The 15,477-nt window shown below is 68.5% G+C and carries 14 protein-coding genes and 1 pseudogene; 5 read left to right on the forward strand and 10 right to left on the reverse strand.

All coding sequences use genetic code 11. The features are described 5' to 3' along the window. Positions 1-10 precede the first annotated feature (10 nt). On the reverse strand, positions 11-769 hold the full coding sequence (locus OQ789_RS11050) for a sensor domain-containing protein (protein ID WP_324685688.1): 759 nt from the start codon (positions 767-769) through the stop codon (positions 11-13). Between the two features lie 2 nt (positions 770-771). Next, positions 772-2,792 (reverse strand): annotated as a pseudogene (gene lepA / locus OQ789_RS11055) (translation elongation factor 4). On the opposite strand from lepA, the gene OQ789_RS11060 reads away from it, so the two are divergent. Beyond that, positions 2,774-3,376: a type II toxin-antitoxin system PemK/MazF family toxin gene (locus tag OQ789_RS11060; RefSeq protein WP_324685690.1), complete on the forward strand. Its 603-nt coding sequence runs from the start codon at positions 2,774-2,776 to the stop codon at positions 3,374-3,376. The pseudogene lepA and the gene OQ789_RS11060 sit on opposite strands and share 19 nt — an antisense overlap. Before the next feature lie 59 nt (positions 3,377-3,435). Here OQ789_RS11060 and OQ789_RS11065 read toward each other — a convergent pair whose 3' ends face one another. After that, positions 3,436-3,864, reverse strand: a complete 429-nt coding sequence (locus OQ789_RS11065) for a CBS domain-containing protein (protein WP_324685789.1) — start codon at positions 3,862-3,864, stop codon at positions 3,436-3,438. Positions 3,865-4,032: 168 nt separating this feature from the next. Here OQ789_RS11065 and OQ789_RS11070 point away from each other — a divergent pair, with 168 nt between their 5' ends. Then, the gene (locus tag OQ789_RS11070) at positions 4,033-4,875 is read left to right on the forward strand and encodes a ribonuclease Z (protein ID WP_324685693.1); all 843 of its coding nucleotides are present in this window, start codon (positions 4,033-4,035) and stop codon (positions 4,873-4,875) included. Positions 4,876-4,881: 6 nt separating this feature from the next. Here OQ789_RS11070 and OQ789_RS11075 read toward each other — a convergent pair whose 3' ends face one another. Genes OQ789_RS11075 through OQ789_RS11090 form a run of 4 tightly spaced genes read right to left on the reverse strand, consistent with a single transcriptional unit; the run spans position 4,882 to position 9,117 of the window. Beyond that, a complete protein-coding gene (locus OQ789_RS11075; RefSeq protein ID WP_324685695.1) occupies positions 4,882-5,577 on the reverse strand; it encodes a hypothetical protein in 696 nt (231 codons plus the stop codon). A gap of 51 nt (positions 5,578-5,628) precedes the next feature. Continuing rightward, a complete protein-coding gene (locus tag OQ789_RS11080) occupies positions 5,629-6,468 on the reverse strand; it encodes a transglutaminase family protein (RefSeq protein WP_324685696.1) in 840 nt (279 codons plus the stop codon). Then, entirely contained in the window at positions 6,468-7,445 is a 978-nt protein-coding gene (locus tag OQ789_RS11085) for an alpha-E domain-containing protein (protein WP_324685697.1), read from the reverse strand. Before OQ789_RS11085 ends, OQ789_RS11080 begins: the two co-directional genes overlap by 1 nt. After that, entirely contained in the window at positions 7,432-9,117 is a 1,686-nt protein-coding gene (locus OQ789_RS11090; protein ID WP_324685699.1) for a circularly permuted type 2 ATP-grasp protein, read from the reverse strand. Before OQ789_RS11090 ends, OQ789_RS11085 begins: the two co-directional genes overlap by 14 nt. 144 nt (positions 9,118-9,261) lie before the next feature. On the opposite strand from OQ789_RS11090, the gene rpsT reads away from it, so the two are divergent. After that, positions 9,262-9,522, forward strand: coding sequence for a 30S ribosomal protein S20 (gene rpsT / locus OQ789_RS11095; protein ID WP_324685701.1), 261 nt, complete (start codon positions 9,262-9,264; stop codon positions 9,520-9,522). A gap of 31 nt (positions 9,523-9,553) precedes the next feature. Here the strand turns inward: rpsT and holA are convergent, their stop codons facing one another. From holA to OQ789_RS11110, 3 genes are all read right to left on the reverse strand, one after another. Next, the gene (holA, locus tag OQ789_RS11100) at positions 9,554-10,513 is read right to left on the reverse strand and encodes a DNA polymerase III subunit delta (RefSeq protein WP_420716098.1); all 960 of its coding nucleotides are present in this window, start codon (positions 10,511-10,513) and stop codon (positions 9,554-9,556) included. Positions 10,514-10,594: 81 nt separating this feature from the next. Then, entirely contained in the window at positions 10,595-12,091 is a 1,497-nt protein-coding gene (locus tag OQ789_RS11105; protein ID WP_324685791.1) for a ComEC/Rec2 family competence protein, read from the reverse strand. 50 nt (positions 12,092-12,141) lie between these two features. Further along, on the reverse strand, positions 12,142-13,005 hold the full coding sequence (locus tag OQ789_RS11110) for a ComEA family DNA-binding protein (protein ID WP_324685703.1): 864 nt from the start codon (positions 13,003-13,005) through the stop codon (positions 12,142-12,144). Between the two features lie 194 nt (positions 13,006-13,199). Here OQ789_RS11110 and OQ789_RS11115 point away from each other — a divergent pair, with 194 nt between their 5' ends. Together OQ789_RS11115 and OQ789_RS11120 are read left to right on the forward strand one after the other, a co-directional pair. Beyond that, complete coding sequence (locus OQ789_RS11115; RefSeq protein ID WP_324685705.1) at positions 13,200-14,360, forward strand: acyl-CoA dehydrogenase family protein; 1,161 nt, start codon at positions 13,200-13,202, stop codon at positions 14,358-14,360. A 7-nt stretch (positions 14,361-14,367) separates the two neighbouring features. Beyond that, the gene (locus tag OQ789_RS11120) at positions 14,368-15,474 is read left to right on the forward strand and encodes an acyl-CoA dehydrogenase family protein (protein WP_324685706.1); all 1,107 of its coding nucleotides are present in this window, start codon (positions 14,368-14,370) and stop codon (positions 15,472-15,474) included. Positions 15,475-15,477: the final 3 nt, after the last annotated feature.

Genomic DNA, 15,477 nt, shown 5'->3' on the forward strand with positions numbered 1-15,477 from the left:
GCGCGACGCTTCAGCCCAGCGCGCTGACCCTGTCCATCAGGGCGCGCGCGACGTCAATGGCGCTGGAGTTGATGTCGGCCGATCCCGGGTCCGAGGACCGTCGGCCGCCGAAGAACACCACCTGAACCTCGACGAGGCAGTTCGACCGGATGCCGATGGCGCGGGCCTGGGGGGTTGGCCGCAACGGCGGCATGTTGGGCAGTGTCGATGTCGCGGTCTTGGTGGCCGCGATGGTGGTGTCCGTGGTGCGGACGTCGCTGATGACGTTCGTGGTGCTGATCGGACCGGTCTGTTCGGATGTCGTCATGCCGCTGCACTGCTGCCACTGCCGGGAGAACTGCGCGAACAGCGCCCGGGCCTGCGCGACCGACGGAAGGGTGACCACGCCTTCCTCGACCACGATCACCTGTGCCGGCTCACCGTTGTTCCACCACGACTCTGACGCAACGTCTTTCACGTCAGCGGACGCGTACACGCCCTGCTGCAACATCGCCGTCACGCCCAGGCAACCGGCCTGCGACATCGACCGCTGGACCTGATACAGCTTGTCGGGTCCGCCGAATACGGCCGGATTCCGGGACACGAAGGGCTGATTGAGCATCCGCGACAGCGTCGCGCCGTCGAGAAGCACCTGCTTGACCGTCGCGCCGCTGAGCGGTTGCGGCTTCAGGTTCGGCGCCGGCTGCGCCGTGCCCGCCACTACCCCACCGCAGCCCGTCGCCAACGCGGCGACCGCCGTCAGCGCCGTCGCCACCGCCCTTCTTCGCATGGCTACTTCTTGCCCTTATCCCCCGCGGCGTCGGCGGACAGCGCCGCGACGAACGCCTCCTGGGGCACGTCGACGCGCCCGATCGTCTTCATCCGCTTCTTGCCCTCTTTCTGCTTTTCCAAAAGTTTGCGCTTACGGGTGATATCACCGCCATAGCACTTGGACAGCACGTCCTTACGAATTGCGCGAATGTTCTCGCGCGCAATGATTTTCGATCCGATCGCGGCCTGCACGGGTACCTCGAACTGCTGGCGTGGGATGAGCTCTTTGAGCTTGGTGGTCATCTTGTTGCCGTAGGCCGACGCCCCGTCCTTATGGACGATCGCGCTGAACGCGTCGACGGGCTCGCCCTGCAACAGAATGTCGACCTTGACCAATTGAGCCTCCTGCTCGCCGGCCTCCTCGTAGTCGAGGCTGGCGTAGCCGCGGGTGCGTGACTTCAGCGAGTCGAAGAAGTCGAAGATGATCTCACCCAGCGGCATGGTGTAGCGAAGCTCGACGCGTTCGGGCGACAGGTAATCCATGCCGCCCAGCTCGCCGCGGCGCGACTGGCACAATTCCATGATGGTGCCGATGAATTCGCTCGGCGCGATGATCGTGGTCTTGACCACCGGCTCGTAGACCTCGCGGATCTTGCCCTCCGGCCAGTCCGACGGATTGGTCACCCGGATCTCCGTGTTGTCCTCTTTGATCACCCGATAGACGACATTGGGCGACGTCGAGATCAGGTCCAGGTTGAACTCGCGCTCCAGGCGCTCGCGGGTGATCTCCATGTGCAGCAAACCCAAGAAGCCGCAACGGAATCCGAAGCCGAGCGCCACCGATGTCTCGGGCTCGTAGGTCAGGGCGGCGTCGTTGAGTTGCAGCCGGTCCAGGGCGTCGCGCAGATCCGGGTAGTCCGAACCGTCCACCGGATACAGGCCGGAGTACACCATCGGCTTGGGTTCGCGGTATCCCGTCAGTGCCTGGGCGGCGCCGCGGCGTGCCGTCGTCACGGTGTCACCCACCTTGGACTGGCGGACGTCCTTGACGCCGGTGATCAGGTAGCCCACCTCCCCCACGCCCAGGCCGTCGCTGGCCTTCGGCTCGGGCGAGACGATGCCGACCTCGAGCAGTTCGTGGGTGGCGCCGGTGGACATCATCGCGATGCGTTCGCGCGGGGTGATCCGGCCGTCGACCACGCGCACGTAGGTCACCACGCCGCGGTAGATGTCGTAGACCGAGTCGAAGATCATCGCCCGTAGCGGCGCGTCGGCGTCGCCCTGCGGGGGCGGCACCTCGCGCACCACGTGATCTAACAGGTCGGCGACGCCGTCTCCGGTCTTGCCGGACACGCGCAGGACGTCGTCCGGCTCGCACCCGATGATGTGGGCGATCTCCGCGGCGTAGCGGTCCGGGTCGGCCGCGGGCAGGTCGATCTTGTTCAGCACCGGGATGATGTGCAGGTCGCGATCCAGCGCCAGGTAGAGGTTGGCCAGGGTTTGCGCCTCGATGCCCTGCGCGGCGTCGACAAGCAGCACCGCGCCCTCGCACGCCTCGAGCGCGCGCGACACCTCGTAGGTGAAGTCGACGTGGCCCGGGGTGTCGATCAGGTGCAGCACGTAGTTCGTTTCGACACCGCTGTCGTCGGTCATTTGCCACGGCAGGCGCACGTTCTGGGCCTTGATGGTGATCCCGCGCTCGCGCTCGATGTCCATCCGGTCCAGGTACTGGGCGCGCATAGAACGCTCGTCGACGACACCGGTGAGCTGGAGCATCCGGTCGGCCAGCGTGGACTTGCCGTGGTCGATGTGGGCGATGATGCAGAAGTTCCGAATCTGCGCCGGCGCGGTGAAAGTCTTGTCGGCGAAACTGCTGATGGGGATCTCCTGGTGCGTGCAAGCTGACGGGGCGCATCGCGGCCGTTTCTGAAGCGGTTCGCGGGTGTGTCCAGCGTATCCAGACAGGGCCGCCGGGACCTACTTGGACACAATCGCACCCGCCGCTCACGTCTATGCTGCGAATATGGCGTCTCCCCGGAAATCCCAGTGGAAGACGTTTCAGCGATTTGCCGAGAATCTGGTGTTCAACGGCGCCCCGCGCCTGGTCCGGCAGGTGCAGAATTCCCAGACCGTGCTGCGAGAGCTGCAGCAGGCGGTGCGCATCACCGCGAACGTCATCGCCGCGGTCGCGCCCCCGCCATCCGAGGCGCCCGTCACCGGTCGCCCGGTGACCAGCGGCAGCTGGCCGACCGCGCAGCGGGCTCGCAAGTTGGTGTACGCGCCCAGCCTGGACGGCCGGGCCGATCCCGGCGAGATCGTCTGGACGTGGGTGGTCTATGAGGATGACCCCACCCGCGGCAAGGACCGACCCGTCCTGGTCGTGGGACGGGACCGCAGCGTCCTGCTGGGGTTGGTGGTGTCCAGCCAGGACCGCCACGCGGCGGATCCCGGGTGGGTCGGAATCGGTTCGGGCCCGTGGGATTACGAGGGCAGGCCAAGCTGGGTGCGGCTGGACCGGGTGCTCGACGTGCCCGAAGAGGGCATTCGCCGTGAGGGTGCCATCCTGGATCGCGAGATCTTCGATGTGGTGGCCGCCCGCCTGCGCGCCGATTACTCCTGGCGCTGATCGGTCACCGAGGGTGCAACCACGGTGAGCGCTGGGCGAGCGGGACGACCGCCGGCCAATCAGCCCTGGGTGATGTAGGACTGCAGCTGGCGCTGCCCGGCCTCGAGTTCTTCCATCCGGGTCTTCACCACGTCACCGATGCTGACGATGCCGATCAGCTTCTTGCCGTCCAGCACCGGCACGTGCCGCACCCGGTTCTTGGTCATCAACGCGCTGATGGCGTCGACCTCGTCGGACTTGGTGCACGTGGCCAGCATCGACGTCATGATCTTGGACACCGGCCGCGTCAGCACGCTGGCGCCGTGCGTGTGCAGCTGGCGCACCACGTCGCGCTCCGACACGATGCCGACCACGCCGTCGTCGCCGACCACAACCATGGCGCCGATGTTCTGGTCGCTCAGCCCCGCAAGCAACTCGCGAACCGTCGCGTCCGGGTTGATAGTTACCACTGCCGCGCCCTTGTTCCGCAAGACGTCCGCTATCCGCATCGAGGCCTCCAGCCGAATTGTGATCCGCTTCACATCAGGTTACGGCTAAGTTGCATGGCGGAAAAGCCGCCGAGGGAACCTGCAGACAGATCGTGTCCAATCGGTGAAAGCACCGCGATCGGCCGGTCGGGCCACCGTGGGCACCCGTGCCCCTGCAAGATAGGGGCCATGATCGAGGTCACGCTGCTGGGCACCGGAAGTCCGATCCCCGACCCGAACCGTGCCGGGCCGGCCACCCTGGTGCGGGCAGGTGGACAGGCATTCCTCATCGATTGCGGACGTGGCGTGCTGCAGCGGGCGGCCGCGGTCGGGGTGGGGGCGGCCGGATTGTCGGCGTTGCTACTCACCCACCTGCACAGCGACCACATCGGCGACCTCGGCGACGTCCTCATCACGCGGTGGATCAGTACCTTCGCCCCCGATCCCGCGCCACTGCCCATCATCGGACCGCCCGGCACGGCCGAGGTGGTGGCGGCGACGCTGAACGCGTTCCGGCACGACATCGGGTACCGGATCGCCCATCACAGCGACATCAACGAGCCACCGGCGGTGGACGTCCACGAATTCACCGACGGCCCGGTGTGGGACCGCGACGGGGTGGCCATCCGCGCGGCCGCGACGGATCACCGGCCGGTGGCCCCGACCATCGGCTTTCGCATCCATTACCGGGGCGCCTCGGTGGTGCTGGCAGGTGACACCGTCCCATGCGCCGGCCTCGACGAGCTGGCAGCGGGTGCCGGCGCGCTGGTGCACACCGTGATCCGCAAGGACATCGTCACCGCCATCCCCCAACAGCGGCTGCGGGACATCTGTGACTACCACTCGTCGGTAGAGGAAGCGGCGGCGACCGCAGCGCGCGCGGGGGTGGGCACCTTGGTCATGACGCATTACGTGCCGGCATTGGTGCCGGGCCAGGAAGAACAGTGGCGGGAGCTGGCGGCCGCGCACTTCGGCGGGCGCATCGAACTCGGTGACGATCTGCACCGGGTCCAGGTCGACGCACCGTCGTGACGGCGTTCAGTGTGTCACCGAAACTCGTTGCGCCGCAGGCGATAGCGCAACGCCCGCCACCATCAGCCAGGTCAGCGCCAGGACGCGGGCGATCGGCAGGATGACGCCCAGCGCCGGCCAGATCAACACCACCGCCGTCGCCTCGCCGAGAATGGCCGTCGCCAACCCGACCCGCGCGACGGGGGCGGGCAGCACCCCCGTACCGGACGCGGCGATTGCGCCGACCAGCAACCCCAGCGCCACCAGGTGCCCGGGGCCGCCGGTGAGAAACACCAGCAAGTACAGCGCCCGCACCGATGCCGCGTCCGCCCCGACATCCGGTATCGACAAGGTCCAGCCCAGCAGTCCGGCCAGGCCGAGCGACCCCGAGGCCAGCGCGCCACCGGTCAGGGCGATCGCGGCGGACCCGGCACCCGCCCCCAGTCGGCGCAACCGGGCGGCGGCGATCGCCGCGTAGAGCACCAGTGGCACCGACGACCCGAACGTCGCGACGGCGATGACCCGCACGGCCGCCGACTGGGCGCGGACGTAGGTTGCGACGGCGTTGGCCGGGCCGTAGGGCAACGGCATGACACCGCCGACGGCGACCCCGACGGCGACGCCCCCGACGAGCAGTCCGATGCAGACCAGGGCCAGCGGCGCCAGGGGCCACCCGAGTCGGTTGCGATCGGACCGCGCCGCGCCCTCGGCTGAATCGTTCATTCCTGCAACGGTATCGCTGGGTGCGCTCGGTGGCGAAGACCCGCATGCCGGCTACGCGAGCCGGGTCACCTCCACGATCACGTCGAGGTCGGTGGCGCCCTCGCCGGAGTAGATGCCCTTCAACGGCGAGACGTCGGCGTAGTCGCGGCCCGCGCCCACGCCCACGTACTGCTCGGTGATCTCGGTGTCGTTGGTGGGGTCATAGCCCCACCACGCACCCGTCCACGCCTCGATCCAGGCGTGGCTGCGCCCGTCCACGGTGTCGCCGACGACGGCGTCACGTTTGGGATGCAGGTAGCCCGAGACGTAGTGCGCCGGAATTCCCATGCTGCGCAACAACATCAGCGACAGATGAACGAAGTCCTGACAGACGCCCTTGCCTTCCTTGAGCGCGTCCAGCCCCGAGGACGCCACACTTGTGGTCCCGGGCAGGTACTCGAGTTCGTTGCGCACCCAATTGGCCGCGGCGACAACGGCTTCGGCCGGCTCGTGGGTCTTGCTGATCTTCTTGCCCACCGACGCCACCCGCTTGCTGGCCGGCGTGTGCTCGGTGGGGCGCAGCAGGTCGTCGTATTGATCGATCACGGCCTCCGACCGCAGGTCGCTCCAGCCGGCCTCCGTCGGAAGTGGTTCGGCCCGCTCGGTTTCGACGACCGAGGACGACATCACCGTGAGATCGGTGTGCGGGGCGTGCAGGTCGAAGGCCGTGACCGCGGTGCCCCAGTAGTCGATGTAACGGTAGGACCGTGTCGCGGGGATGGTCTCGACGCGGTTGAGGATGACGTTCTGCCGGGAGTTCGACCGCGGGGTCAGCCGGGCCTCGTTGTAGGACGCGGTCACCGGCGACTGATAGGCGTATCCCGTGGTGTGCACCACCCGCAACCGCCACATCAGCCGTTCCGCTTCCTGCCGACCAACCGGGCGCGCTGGCCCGCGTCCGACCACGCCACCCAGGGCGTCACATGGAAGTACTGCACCGCCAACGCTTCTCCGACTTCACGACAGGTTCGCTGCAGCCCGGCCAGCCGGGTTTCCAACGATTCCAGCAGCACGCCGGGCTGGACGAACTCCAATTCGCTGCGCGCCTGACCGAGCAGTCGTTGGGCCTCCGCGGTGGCCCCGATCCGGCTCTCCCGGTTGCGGACCAGTTCGTCCAGGTTGTGCTCGGCCAGCCGCAGCGAGTAGAACACCGAACGCGGAAACAGCCGGTCCAGCATCATGAATTCCACGACTCGGCCCGCGTCCAGCACGCCGCGGTAGGTGCGCAGGTAGGTATCGTGGGCGCCCGCCGAACGCAACAGCGTCACCCATGCCGGGGACGAGGCGCTGTCGCCGACCCGCGACAGCAACAGCCGCACCGTCATGTCGACCCGTTCGATCGCCCGGCCCAGCACCATGAACCGGTACCCGTCATCGCGGGATAGCGTCGAATCGGCCAGGCCGGCGAACATCGCCGCCCGTCGTTCGATGAACGACAAGAAGTCATGTGGCCCAAGGCGTTTGGCGGCACGTTCGCGTTCGGGAAGGGCATGGTATGTGGTGTTGAGACACTCCCAGATCTCGCTGGAGGTCACCTCGCGCGCCGACTTCGCGTTCTCCCGCGCCGCGGTGATGGCATCGACGATCGAGCAGCCACCCTGGGCGTTGGTGCTGTAGGCGACCAGGTCGGTCAACGACCACACGTCCAGATGGTGATCCGGCGGGTCGATGCCCAGCACTCTGAGCAGCAGGCGCGAAGCCTGGTCCGGGTCGACGCTGGAATCCTCGAGCAACTGGTGCAGCGCCACGTCCAGGATACGGGCCGTGTCGTCGGCGCGCTCGACATAGCGGCCAATCCAGTAGAGCGCCTCAGCGTTACGTGCCAGCATTGTGCACCGCCTGTTGTTGCTGCTGCTCGCGCTGTTCGCGCCGGGGCAGTTCGGTGGGTTGTGCCTGCTGAGACGTCTGCCGCGACGCCGCGTCGACCAACGGGTCCGGCATCGAGGTGGGCAACGAGCGCACCACCTCCGCCGCCTCGAGCTCGTGGTCACCGGCCGCCGCCCGCGAGGCCAGCACCCAGGTGTCCTTCGAGCCGCCGCCCTGACTGGAGTTGACCACGCGCGACCCCTCGACCAGTGCCACCCGGGTCAGCCCGCCGGGCAGCACCCACACGTCGTTGCCGTCGTTCACCGCGAACGGGCGCAGATCCACGTAGCGGGGCGCCAAGGTGTTACCGATCTGCGTCGGCACCGTCGACAGCTCCATCATCGGCTGCGCGATCCAGCTCCGGGGATCGTCGCGCACCTTCCTGGCGGCGGCCGCCAACTCCTTCTCCGAGGCGTCCGGGCCGAACACGATGCCGTACCCGCCGGACCCCTCCACCGGTTTGAGCACAAGCTCGTCGATGCGGTCCAGCACCTCTTCGCGCTCGTCGTCGAGCCAGCAACGCAGCGTTTCCACGTTGGCCAGCAGGGGCTTCTCGCCCAGGTAGTACTCGATCATCGTGGGGACGTAGGTGTAGACGAGTTTGTCGTCGCCGACGCCGTTGCCGATCGCGCTCGAGATGGAGACATTGCCGGCGCGGGCGGCATTGACCAGGCCGGCCACCCCCAGCACCGAGTCGGCGCGGAACTGCAGGGGGTCCAGGAACGCGTCGTCGATGCGCCGATAGATGACGTCGACCTGACGCTCGCCCTCGGTGGTGCGCATGTACACCTGGTTGTCGCGGCAGAACAGGTCGCGGCCCTCGACCAGCTCGACACCCATCTGGCGGGCCAGCAGTGAATGCTCGAAATACGCGGAGTTGTAGACGCCCGGGGTCAGCACCACCACCGTCGGGTCCGCCTCGTTGGTGGCCGCGGAGTTGCGCAGCGCCCGCAGCAGGTGCGAGGCGTAGTCGTCGACCGCGCGCACCCGGTGGGAGGCGAACAGGTTGGGGAAGACGCGCGCCATGGTGCGCCGGTTCTCCATGACGTAGGACACGCCCGACGGCGAGCGCAGGTTGTCCTCCAGAACCCGCCAGACACCCTTTTCGTCGCGGATCAGATCGATGCCGGCCACGTGGATCCGCACGCCGTTGGGCGGGACGATGCCCATCGCCTGGCGGTGGAAATGTTCACACGAGGTGATCAGCCGGCGCGGGATGACGCCGTCGTTCAGTATTTCCTGGTCACCGTAGATGTCGTCGAGGTACATCTCGAGTGCCTTGACGCGCTGGGTGATGCCGCGCTCCAGGCGCGTCCACTCGGCGGCCGAGATCACCCGCGGCACCAGGTCCAGCGGAAACGGCCGCTCCTGGCCGGACAGCGAGAAGGTGATGCCCTGGTCGAGGAAGGCGCGGGAAAGCGCCTCGGCGCGAGCTTTCAGCTCCGAGGCGTCCGACGGCGCAAGCTCGGCGTAGATGCCCTTGTAGGGGCCGCGGACGGCGCCCTGGGCGTCGAACATCTCGTCGAACGCCAGCTCATAGGCGTCCGAGGACCCGTTGTATCCACCGAATATGCGCTCAGAACGCACAGCGCGAAAACCCCGCCTGGCCTCGTCAAGCTGGTTCGTAAGACTCACTTTTCAGATGCTGCCTCAAGTCGACGTTCTGGCAGGCCACGTGTTCCCATTTTGGGAGAAAACGTAACTCACTGATAACCTGGGCAGTCGCTGTGGTGATATCCGGCGCCCCACCAAACGTCCAATCGAAGAAGGAACTCCAGCGTGGCCAACATCAAGTCGCAGCAGAAGCGCAACAAGACGAACGAGCGCGCTCGCCTGCGCAACAAGTCGGTGAAGTCGTCGCTGCGTACCGCCGTCCGCGCGTTCCGCGAGGCCGCCCACGCCGGCGACAAGAAGAAGGCCGCCGAGTTGCTGGTGGCGACCAACCGCAAGCTGGACAAGGCGGCCAGCAAGGGCGTGATCCACAAGAACCAGGCCGCCAACAAGAAGTCGGCGCTGGCGCAGGCTCTCAACAAGATCTGAGGCGCTTCCGGGCGGGCATGCCCGCTCGTCGTCAGTGGCCGCGCTGTGCGGCCAGTTCGGCAACCTGTCTGACCGCGGATTCCAGGGCGTAGTCGGCGTCCACCATCGCGCCCTTGACGTTCGCATTGAGCGCCGCCACCACCTTCATCGCCGACGCCACCGAGTCACGCGACCACCGCCGGGCCTGTTTCTGGGCCTTCTGGACCCGCCAGGGCGGCATCCCCAGCTGTGACGCGAGCCGATAGGGATCGCCCGACAGGGGGCCGACCCGGCCGATCATGTGGATCGCCTCGGCCAGCGCGTCGGCCAGCACCACCAGCGGCTCTCCCCGCATCATCGCCCACCGCAACGCCTCGGCAGCTCCGGCGATGTCGCCGGTTACCGCCTTGTCCGCGATGTCGAAGCCCTTCACCTCGGCCTTGCCGCTGTGATAGCGGCGCACGGCGGCGGCGTCGACCACCCCGCCGGTGTCGGCGACCAATTGGGAGCAGGCCGAGGCCAGCTCCCGCAGATCCGAACCGACCGCATCCAGCAACGCGGTCACCGTCTGTTCGTCGGCCTTGACCCGCAGTCCGCGAAACTCCTTGCGGACGAAGTCGATGCGTTCGCTGGGTTTGGTGATCCGCGCGCACGCATGCACCTCGGCGCCGAGGGACTGCAGCTCGGTGGCCAGCGCCTTGGCCCGCCCACCGCCCGAGTGCACCACCACCAGCACCACACCGGCCGGCATGTCGCTCGCGGCCGAAACAATCACTGCGGCGGCGTCCTTGCCGGCTTCGCCTGCGGCCTCCAGCACGACGATGCGCTCGTCGGCGAACAGCGACGGACTCAGCAGCTCGGCGAGCTCATAGGTGCTGACGTCGCCGGCCCGCATCCGGTTGACCGGAATGTCTGCGTTCGTCGAGGCGCCGGCCCGTTTTCGCGCCGCCCGCAGCACGTCCGCCACCGCCCGCTCAACCAGCAGTTCCTCGTCTCCCAGGACCAGGTGCAACGGCGAAACCTCGCTCACCCCACGATGGTGTCACGTCCCACCGACTGCGCGGCCTGCGGATCCGACGGCGTAGCGATCGTCCTACGCCAGCCCGGACAGCGCCCAGGCCAGTCCCGCCAGCGCTGCCACCGCCCCCGCGATACGGAACGGCCGCCACCGCCACAACACCACCGCCAGCACCGTGACACCGCCGACGATCAGCGTGCCGGGCACACCCTCGGGGACGGGCAGGGTCGCGCCCGGCGCCGCGGCCGCCCGGCGAGCCACCGCGTCCACCCACCACACCTCGGGGCCGGTGAACCGGATCAGCAACCGCGCGGCGGCCGGCCACACCGGACACAGCGCGGCCGCGGCGGTGCCGAGAACCGTGATCGGCGCGATCACGGCGGCCACGACGAGATTCGCGAGCACGGCGACCATGCTGAACCGGCCCGAGATCGCCGCGACCAGCGGCGCGGTCACCACCTGCGCGGCCCAGGCGACGGCCAGCGCGTCGGCCAGCGGCTTGGGCCAGCCCTTCGCAACCAGGCGCCGCGACCAGACCGGCGCGATGACGATCAGCGCGGCGGTGGCGGCCACCGACAGCGCGAACCCGACGTCGACGGCCAGCGCGGGCGCAACCGCCAGCAGCACCAGCACGGTGGCCGCGAGGGCGGGAATGGCTTGGCGCCGGCGCGAAGACAACATTCCGCCCAGTGCGATGGCACTCATCACCGCCGCCCGCAACACGCTCGCCGTCGGCTGCACGACCACGACGAAGGCGACCAGCGCCAGCGCAGCAAGCGCGACGGCCGCGCGGGGACCGATCAACCGCCCCGAGAACAGCACGGCGGCACACACAATCATCACGTTGGCGCCCGACACGGCCATCAGGTGCGTCATGCCGGCCGCGCGAAAGTCACGGCTGGTGTCGCCCGGCACCGCCGAGGTGTCACCGAGCACCAGCGCGGGCAGCAGCGCTGCCTGCCCGCCGGGCAGCGTGTCGCGGACGGCGGCGGCGAATCGGCTGCGTACCCCGTGCGCCGCCTGCTGTACGGCGCTCGCGGTACCCAGGGTCGGCCGCCCCGACGCGTTGAGCACCGCAACCGTCAGGTCGTGACGGGCCGGCCGGGTGATGCGCGCGCGGAACTGGACCGGCTGGCCGACCGTCACCGCGCCGAAGTCCGAGGCGCGCGCGAAAACGATGACCCGGCCCGACGTCTGTGCGTCGCGCAAACGTTGCAGGGTGGCCCGAAACATCAGCCGGCTGCTGCCCAGCGACGCCGGGCTCTCGGAGGGGGTGACCGTGACCGGGGCGCTGCTGCCGAAGGCCGTGGTGATCGGGTGGCGAACGACAGCGTCGGTGCGCAGCGCGATGGCAAAGCCGTAACCCGCCCCCACCACCCCGATCGCGGCGAGGCCGGCGCTGATCGTCCGCCACCGCCCGGGTTGACCAGGCCGGCGCACCGCTCGCCACGCCAGCGCAGCGGCCGCGGCGATCAACGCAACGGAGCACCAGGCCCACAGGCGGCCGTCCTGCCACCAGATCCCGCCGGCGGTCACCGCCCAACAGGTCACCGCGGCCGGCACCAGGCGCACATCGACGTGCCCGGAAGGCGACTGCCCCGGCCCGGAATGGACCACCGTGATCAGACACGGACGAGGGCGCGCAGCTTTTCCAACCGCGCCGGCCCGATCCCCTCGACGTCGGCGAGCTGATCAACGCTGGTGAATTTGCCGTTGGATTGCCGCCACGCCACGATCGCGGCGGCGGTGACCGGGCCGACTCCGGGCAGGGTGTCGAGTTCCTGAACGGTCGCGGTGTTCAGGTCGACGGGCTGGCCGGGCTTGGGTTTGGCCGATCCTGGCGTAGCCGGCGGCGCCTTCGATGTCGGTGTGGTCCCGCTCGCCACCGAGCTGCCGAGCGCGGCCGGCTGGCCGGGCGCGGGAGCGAGTCCGACCACGATCTGTTCGCCGTCATCGAGCGGGCGGGCCATGTTCAGTCCGATGGTGTCCGCGCCGTTCACCGGCCCGCCGGCGGCCTGCAGCGCATCGGCGACGCGGGCACCCGGTGCCAGGGTCACCAGACCCGGCGTGTGCACCAGGCCGACCACGCTGACCACCACCGGGCGGTCAGGGCCCGTCGGCTGTGTGGCACTCGCCGAAGACCTGGGGCCGGCCGTCGATGCCTTCTCCACCGGTGGAAGCCTGGCCGACATCACCGGCGCCGGCCGGTCGCGCAGCAAGGTGAACAGCGTGACCAGCACCGCCAACGCCGCCACGACCGCCAACCCGATGGCGCCGGCGCGTCCGGGGTCGGCACGCACCCTGGCCACCCATCCGCGGTCTTGCGACGCGTCGGGAAGCCAGCGCGGCAGCAGCGAGTTCTGGTCGTCGGCGGCGGTGTCCTCCGTCGCCGCCGAGGGCGGATCCTCAGGCTCGGCGTGGGAATCGATCTGCGGTTCGGCGTTGAGCCGTCGCTGCAGGCGCACCGCCGGAAGTTCTGTTCGCATGGGCCGACGGTAGGTCCGCGGACCGCCACGACGGCACCGCCCGCCCGTGTCGCCGGGCCGATCTGTGGATTAACCCGAGGCTGTGCACAGAGCCGGCGCAGGATGGGTCAAGATGGAAGTCGAGCGAACGACCGGCATCCCCAGAAGCACGCGCCGCGTCGCCACGGTCACCGGAGAAACGACAGGAGGCTGCCATGCAACTGGCGCTGACGCCCCAGGAAGCCGCGTTCCGCGACGAACTTCGCAACATTTACACGACCAAGATCCCGAAGGAGCTGCGCGAGCGGATCCGCCAGGGCTCGGCGGAAGTGAACCACGAGGACATCGCCACCAGTCACAAGATCCTGCACGAACACGGGCTGGCGGTGCCGAACTGGCCGGTCGAGTGGGGCGGTAAGGACTGGACGCCGACCCAGCATCAGATCTGGGCCGACGAGATGCAGCTGGCGTGCGTCCCGGAGCCACTGAACTTCAACACCAAAATGGTGGGCCCGGTGATCGCCGAATTCGGTTCGGAGGAGGTCAAACAACGCTTCCTGCCCCCGACGGCCAGCCTCGATATCTGGTGGTGCCAAGGCTTTTCGGAGCCCGAGGCTGGCTCCGACCTGGCGTCGCTGCGCACCACCGCGGTCCGCGACGGCGACGACTACGTCGTCAACGGCCAGAAGACCTGGACCACGCTCGGCCAGTACGCGGACTGGATTTTCTGCCTGGTCCGCACCGACCCGCAGGCACCCAAGCGGCAGGCAGGCATCTCGTTCCTGCTGTTCGACATGAAGACGCCCGGTGTCACCCTGCGGCCCATCAAGACGATCGACGGCGGACACGAGATCAACGAGGTGTTCTTCGAAGACGTCCGTGTGCCTACCGATCAGCTTGTCGGAGAAGAGAATCAAGGCTGGACGTACGCGAAATTCCTGCTTGGCAACGAACGCACGGGCATCGCCGGTGTGGGGCGGACCAAGGTACGCCTGGCCGAGGTGAAGAAGCACGCCGCGGCCGCCGGGGTGCTCCACGACCCGCTGTTCGCGGCGCGGCTGGCCGAGGCCGAAAACGAGCTGCTGGCACTGGAACTCACGCAGGCCCGGGTGGTGAGCGACTCCGTGGACGGACAGCCCAACCCGGCGTCGTCCGTGCTCAAGCTGCGCGGCAGCCAATTGCAACAGGCCGCCACCGAGCTGCTCGTCGAGGTGGCCGGGCCGGATGCGCTTCCGGCCAACGGCGAGGACATTTCATCGCCGTTGTGGGCGCAACACAGTGCGCCGCATTACCTGAACTACCGCAAGACCTCCATCTACGGCGGCAGCAGCGAGGTGCAGCGCAACATCATCGCGTCGACGATTCTGGGATTGTGAGGCAACCATGGACTTTCAGTTGAGCGACGAGCAGGCCCTGCTCCGCGACACCACCCGCGACCTGTTGTCGCGCACCTATGACCCGGAAACCCGCAACAAGATCATCGGCTCCGATCTCGGCTGGAGCCGCGACGTCTGGAATCAGCTCGCCGACACCGGGATTCTCGGTCTCGGCTTCGATCCGGAGGAGGCCGGCCAGATCGAGATCATGGTGGTGCTGCAGGAGGTGGGGCGCCGGCTGGCCCCCGAACCGGTGCTGCACGCCGCGCTGGGTCCCGGCGCGCTGATCGCCGAGCTGGGCAGCGACGAGCAGACGCAACTGCTCGACGACGTCGCGGGCGGACAGCGGCTGCTGGCGTTCGCGCACCTCGAGCCGGGCCAGCGCGACCCGTCCGCCGCGGTGGGCACAAAGGCTGCGCAGCAAGGTGATTCGTGGACCTTGAGCGGCCGGAAGAACCCGGTGCTCGCCGGGGATTGCGCCGACACGTTGGTGGTCAGCGCCGCCTTGCCGGACGGCGGCACCGGGCTGTTCCTGGTCGATGCTGCATCGGTGACCAGGCACCCGTACCGGACGTTCGACGGTCAGCGCGGCGCCCAGATCGATCTGGATTCCACCGCCGCCGAACCGCTCGGCGAGGCGGCCGATGCATCGGGCGCCATCCGCGACGCCGTCGTGCGCGCGCAATCGGGGCTGTGCGCCGAAGCGCTGGGGGCGATGGAGGAATCGCTGCGCCTGACCACCGATTACCTCAAGGCCCGCAAGCAGTTCGGCGTCACGCTGAACAAATTTCAGGCGCTCACTCAGCGCGCGTCGGACATGTACGTGTCGCTGGAAATGGCCCGCAGCATGACGCTGTACGCGGCCATGTCGATCGCCGACGGCAACATCGACCCGGTGATCGCGTCGCGGGCCAAGCTGCAGATCGGCCGGTCGGGCCGGCACATCGCGCAGGAGTCGGTCCAGATGCACGGCGGCATCGGCGTGACGGCCGAATACCCGATCAGCCACTATGCCGCCCGGCTCACCGCAATCGAAAACACTCTGGGCACCTCGGGTGAACACCTGCACAACCTGATCGACCACCTCGGCGACTACGACCTGGCCCGCCTCTAGCGC

Origin of the sequence: Mycobacterium sp. 94-17 (assembly GCF_035617725.1) — a bacterium.
GTDB lineage: Bacteria > Actinomycetota > Actinomycetes > Mycobacteriales > Mycobacteriaceae > Mycobacterium.

What these genes read in the sequence shown, in the direction of transcription:
- OQ789_RS11115 (WP_324685705.1), top strand. Translation starts at nt 13,200, where the DNA reads ATGCAACTGGCGCTGACGCCCCAGGAAGCCGCGTTCCGCGACGAACTT.
- OQ789_RS11110 (WP_324685703.1), bottom strand. Translation starts at nt 13,005, where the DNA reads ATGCGAACAGAACTTCCGGCGGTGCGCCTGCAGCGACGGCTCAACGCC.
- OQ789_RS11085 (WP_324685697.1), bottom strand. Translation starts at nt 7,445, where the DNA reads ATGCTGGCACGTAACGCTGAGGCGCTCTACTGGATTGGCCGCTATGTC.
- OQ789_RS11050 (WP_324685688.1), bottom strand. Translation starts at nt 769, where the DNA reads ATGCGAAGAAGGGCGGTGGCGACGGCGCTGACGGCGGTCGCCGCGTTG.
- OQ789_RS11080 (WP_324685696.1), bottom strand. Translation starts at nt 6,468, where the DNA reads ATGTGGCGGTTGCGGGTGGTGCACACCACGGGATACGCCTATCAGTCG.
- OQ789_RS11070 (WP_324685693.1), top strand. Translation starts at nt 4,033, where the DNA reads ATGATCGAGGTCACGCTGCTGGGCACCGGAAGTCCGATCCCCGACCCG.
- OQ789_RS11075 (WP_324685695.1), bottom strand. Translation starts at nt 5,577, where the DNA reads ATGAACGATTCAGCCGAGGGCGCGGCGCGGTCCGATCGCAACCGACTC.
- OQ789_RS11120 (WP_324685706.1), top strand. Translation starts at nt 14,368, where the DNA reads ATGGACTTTCAGTTGAGCGACGAGCAGGCCCTGCTCCGCGACACCACC.
- OQ789_RS11065 (WP_324685789.1), bottom strand. Translation starts at nt 3,864, where the DNA reads ATGCGGATAGCGGACGTCTTGCGGAACAAGGGCGCGGCAGTGGTAACT.
- OQ789_RS11060 (WP_324685690.1), top strand. Translation starts at nt 2,774, where the DNA reads ATGGCGTCTCCCCGGAAATCCCAGTGGAAGACGTTTCAGCGATTTGCC.